This window comes from Streptomyces spongiae (assembly GCF_009377185.1).
Classification (GTDB): domain Bacteria; phylum Actinomycetota; class Actinomycetes; order Streptomycetales; family Streptomycetaceae; genus Streptomyces; species Streptomyces spongiae.
Genome location: NZ_VJZC01000948.1, coordinates 1 through 2,274, shown reverse-complemented (window position 1 = coordinate 2,274; position 2,274 = coordinate 1). Strand labels below are relative to the sequence as shown.

Here is a 2,274-nt window from a genome sequence, read left to right as displayed (position 1 = left end):
GTCCTCAAGCGTTGTAGGGGCTGAATGGTGCGGGCGGCGTTGGATCGTGTGGGGCGGCGCTGGATTTCTCCGGGCGGGGCCGAGGCTTTTAGGGGCGCGGGGAACTGCGCGACCAGCCCCCACTCGCCCGCACACAACGCACCCACCCCGGACACCCCAAGGGGGGATGGGGGCGGAGCCCCCTTCAAGGCACTTCCCCCCGGCTCCGCGCGTTCTCGTACGCCGTCGCCGCCCGCAGCCTCTCTATCGTCGTCGCGGCCCGCAGGGAGTCGGGCGCGCAGTCCCACTCCCGCCCCCCTCCCACCGGTCTCAACTGCACGTACGGCCCCTCGTGCCCCATCACCCGGCCCACCGCTCCGGTACGGGTATCGACCGCGTACGACCCGACCGGCGGCTTCATCCCACCGTCGCTCACCGCAACGCCGCCGCGAGGCGTGCCGCGACGGCGACGGAACAACCCCCCAGTTCCACCCGCGGACAGGGCGCCTCCCGCGCGAGAGTCGCCGGGTCGATCCCCAGTGACGGCAAAACAATTCCGGCCCTCGCGAGCGCCTGCCGCAATTCCTCCACCGTGTCCTCCGCCTCTTCGACGCAGAGCGCCGAGTGTCGTCCCCCGAGTGATGCGTGTGCTTTCACGGGTGCTCCCCTGACCTGTTGGGTTTCACTCTTCGCGTCTCCATGGTGACGCTCTGCGTCTACACTCGGCAGGAGTCTGTGCGCTACAAGTGCGGGGCAGTACGAGGGGATCGGTCATGGCCAACGGTTCGCGGCAGGCCGCGTGGGAGTTCTTCGGGGCGGAGTTGAAAAGGCGCCGGGAAGAAGCAGGATTCACCCAGGTGGAGTTGGGAGCGCGGGTATTCGTCTCCGGCGGCTACATCGGGCAGTTCGAGCAGGCCATTCGTAAGCCGCAGTTGGATGTGGCTCAGCGGATTGACGAGGTGCTGCAAACCGATGGTTTTTTCGAGCGGCTTTGGCGAAAGCTCATCAAGGATCAGCGGTATACGGAGTACTTCGCGCACGCGGCGGAGCTGGAGCGGCTGGCGACGGAGATCTGTGAGTACGCGCCGATGGTGATCCCCGGGCTGCTCCAGACACGGGAGTACGCGCGGGCGGTGTTCCTGGCGAGCAATCCGCTCGCCACCGACGAGTACCTCGAGGAACTGATCAAGGGGCGCATGGACCGGACGCAGCTCCTCAAGGACGCTACACGCCCCGTGTATTGGGCGGTCCTCCACGAGAGCGCCCTACGCGTCCCGGTCGGCGGCCCGGCTGTCATGGCCCACCAGCTGGACCACATCGCGGCGCTGGCGCGGGAGCGCAAGGTGTTGCTGCAGGTGCTGCCGTTCGCTGCGGGGGCGCACTCGGAAATGGGCAAGATGATGAAGCTCATGGAGTTCGAGGACGCCCCGCCAACCGTCTATACAGAAGGGGTGCGTTCGGGGAGTCTGCTGGACGAACCGGCTGTGGTGAAGCGAACCCAGGCGTCCTACGATCGCATCAGGGCCGCCGCGTTGTCGCCGGAGGCGTCCCTGGCCCTGATCGAGTCGGCGGCGGAGGACCACAGACGATGCGCGAGTACGACCTGAGCAAGGCCCGCTGGCGCAAGAGCAGTTACAGCGGCGGTAGCGGCGGGGAGGACTGCGTCGAGGTAGCCGATGGTGTTCCCTCCATCGTTCCCGTCCGCGACACCAAGTCCCCCCTTGGCCCCGTGCTCCTCATTACCCCCGCCGCCTGGACGGAGTTCATCGGTGCCGTGACGGCGCTGGGTGAGGGTGCCCAAGGTCTCAAGTGACCCTCGGGGCCGCCCGCTTCTTGTCAGTGTCGTGCCTCCGCGCTCCGAGTAAAGGGCGCTCCCTCCGGTCGCGTCGGCTACGCCGATTCCTCCCCCAGCTCTCGGCTTCGCTCGAGCCGGGGGGACCCCCATCGCTCCACCCTTGACTCAGACCACTCCGGATTTGCTCAGTTCCCCGGCACAAGGGGGCGCACTGGCTTCTCGGGGGCACGCCGGGCAGGCCAGGCGGCTACCGGCCGGTGGGGGATGGAGTAGGGACACGCGGTTGCGTCCTGCCCGCGCGCCGGGTCGGCTCGGCGGCTGCGGGCCGCGTCCATGGACGCGGTGATGGACCTGGTGATGGACGTGCTGGACGGCACCCACTGCCCCGGAGTCGCCAACTGGAATCTGAGTCCCGCCGACCGCGAACGTGACCTGGGGTTTCTCGGGATTCGGTGGGACTGCGGAGACAATTGCCCCCACCTGACGTGTTGGCCCACCCG

3 protein-coding genes are annotated in these 2,274 nt (G+C 68.2%); 2 read left to right on the top strand and 1 reads right to left on the bottom strand.

The window, feature by feature from the left end; translation table 11 throughout:
• Positions 1 to 184: 184 nt before the first annotated feature.
• On the bottom strand, positions 185 to 400 hold the full coding sequence (locus FNH08_RS52850) for a hypothetical protein (protein WP_152778401.1): 216 nt from the start codon (positions 398 to 400) through the stop codon (positions 185 to 187).
• Between the two features lie 352 nt (positions 401 to 752).
• Between FNH08_RS52850 and FNH08_RS49015 the strand changes: the two genes are divergently transcribed.
• Together FNH08_RS49015 and FNH08_RS49010 are read left to right on the top strand one after the other, a co-directional pair.
• Positions 753 to 1,586 (top strand): helix-turn-helix domain-containing protein, encoded by an 834-nt coding sequence (locus FNH08_RS49015; protein ID WP_152778399.1) that lies wholly within the window; start codon positions 753 to 755, stop codon positions 1,584 to 1,586.
• On the top strand, positions 1,568 to 1,792 hold the full coding sequence (locus tag FNH08_RS49010; protein WP_152778397.1) for a DUF397 domain-containing protein: 225 nt from the start codon (positions 1,568 to 1,570) through the stop codon (positions 1,790 to 1,792). Before FNH08_RS49015 ends, FNH08_RS49010 begins: the two co-directional genes overlap by 19 nt.
• Positions 1,793 to 2,274 lie beyond the last annotated feature (482 nt).